The following is a 1,706-nucleotide window of genomic DNA, read 5'->3' on the forward strand; positions in this document are numbered from 1 at the left end:
CTGCTGCCAGAGCAGATTGCCGTGGCTGTCGTAGCCGTATTGCCGAGTTCGCCCGGCTGTATCGGTGACCTGGACGGGCAGTGCCCAATGTCGTAGGTATTTGATGTGTTCGCGGCGGCCGAGGGGATCGCAGGTTTCGATCAGGCGGCCGATATCGTCGTAGCTGTAGCGCGATTCTCCGCCTGAGGGCCGATGCTTTTTTTCAAGTTGTCTGCTGATAACTTCATCTTGTCAGAAATTTTCGAGGGCTCGATGTATTTGTACGCCTCATACATCGCCCTCCAGTAATAGCGATGGTTTTGGCCGAGGCCATCGGTGACGAAGTTCTTGCCGTCCTCCAGATGTCGGTGCGGGCGGCAAATGAGATTTTAATCTTCTTCCTCGAATTGAATTTTGACTCCGTGACATGTTATGCCGATTTCAAATGTTTTGCGTATTGCTAGTTCGATGCTGTTTGTGATGTAGTCGCCAAGGCTTTTGTAATTTGAGTATAGAGGTGTAATTGCTCTAAATTTTTTCTCATCTACAGCTAGGAAGTAACCGAGCTCCTTTGGGGGGAGGCCATATGATGCGTCATCAAGACTGGGGGGCGGGACAGAGATTGAAATTTCAAATTCGTTGTCAGATGGGTATCTGGTTGTGCGCTTGTAAATGCCAATTTTATCGGTGTTTCTAATGGTTGCGGAGATTAAAATACCCCACCCATTAAGTTTTTCGATATTTATGGTTGGTCTTATTTTTTCTATGTATTCATTGATTTTGTGAGTGATATCATTGATGTCGATTAAATCGTTAATGCAGGGTACCTCATTGGAGATAATGCATTTGATCGAGTTTGGCATGGGTGTCCTCCGGGCTTGTTCAGGTTTTGGTTCGATTAAGGGCATGGTTTAGGATTGTAGCGGTTATCTCGCTCTTTGTTGTGCGGCAGTGCAAGTCCCTGACTTCTGAGGGTGCGAACTCTTTCTGCTTCAATTTCTTTCATTTCGCCCTTGGTGATATTTTTGTGTCTGCTGATGATTTTCGCGTATGCATTCTCAAAGCTAGGGTCTTTTCGCACTTTCCTTGCGCTTGCATGAGCTCTTCTATTTGCCCCATTAGCCATGACATCTTCTGCTTTGCCGATGCCAGTTTTAGCATGGCCGCCCACCGGGTCTATTACATCGTACAATACCCAGTCCCCGATAGAGCTGTGGCTGTTCTTATTCCACCCCCATGGATCGATCCATGTGAAGCTGTTTGATGCGTATAAGAATAGATTTGTGCCGCCCGCTAGTCCTATCGGGTCTGTTTGTATAAACCGAGCAATATCTGGATCATAAAATCTAAAGGTGTTGTAGTGTAGTCCCGTTTCTCGATCAAGATGCTGCCCTTGATACCGCAGGTTCTGTTCTCTCGCTTGGCGTGGACTGTGCCACTCATCCCGCGTCTTCCCCCAGCCCTCATAATCGCTACGCCAAATCGCATTGCCATTCGCGTCAGTCAGTTGCTCGGGAAGCCCGGCCAGGTTTGTATGAAAATACTGAACCACCTCCCTACCCATCGACCCATCGATCCGTGCCAGCGGTTCATAGCTGTCCGGAGTGGCATACACATACAAGCTAGCCAGCCCACTCTGCACTTCTTGCAGCAAGCGCAACCCTTGCCAGTGAAACAACACCCGCCGACGCGGCTCTGGATAGTCCTTCTGATAAACCTCCTTGCTA

General features: G+C 48.5%; 2 protein-coding genes. Both read right to left on the reverse strand.

Going from position 1 to position 1,706, the window contains the following annotated elements:
- Positions 1 to 368 precede the first annotated feature (368 nt).
- Complete coding sequence (gene imm9 / locus V7787_RS52720; RefSeq protein WP_064491798.1) at positions 369 to 842, reverse strand: Imm9 family immunity protein; 474 nt, start codon at positions 840 to 842, stop codon at positions 369 to 371.
- 35 nt (positions 843 to 877) lie between these two features.
- A partial coding sequence (locus tag V7787_RS52725; RefSeq protein WP_336095443.1) for an RHS repeat domain-containing protein occupies positions 878 to 1,706 on the reverse strand: 829 nt, incomplete at its 5' end.

The sequence above is a fragment of the Pseudomonas sp. CGJS7 genome (genome assembly GCF_036961695.1).

What these genes read in the sequence shown, in the direction of transcription:
- imm9 (WP_064491798.1), bottom strand. Translation starts at nt 842, where the DNA reads ATGCCAAACTCGATCAAATGCATTATCTCCAATGAGGTACCCTGCATT.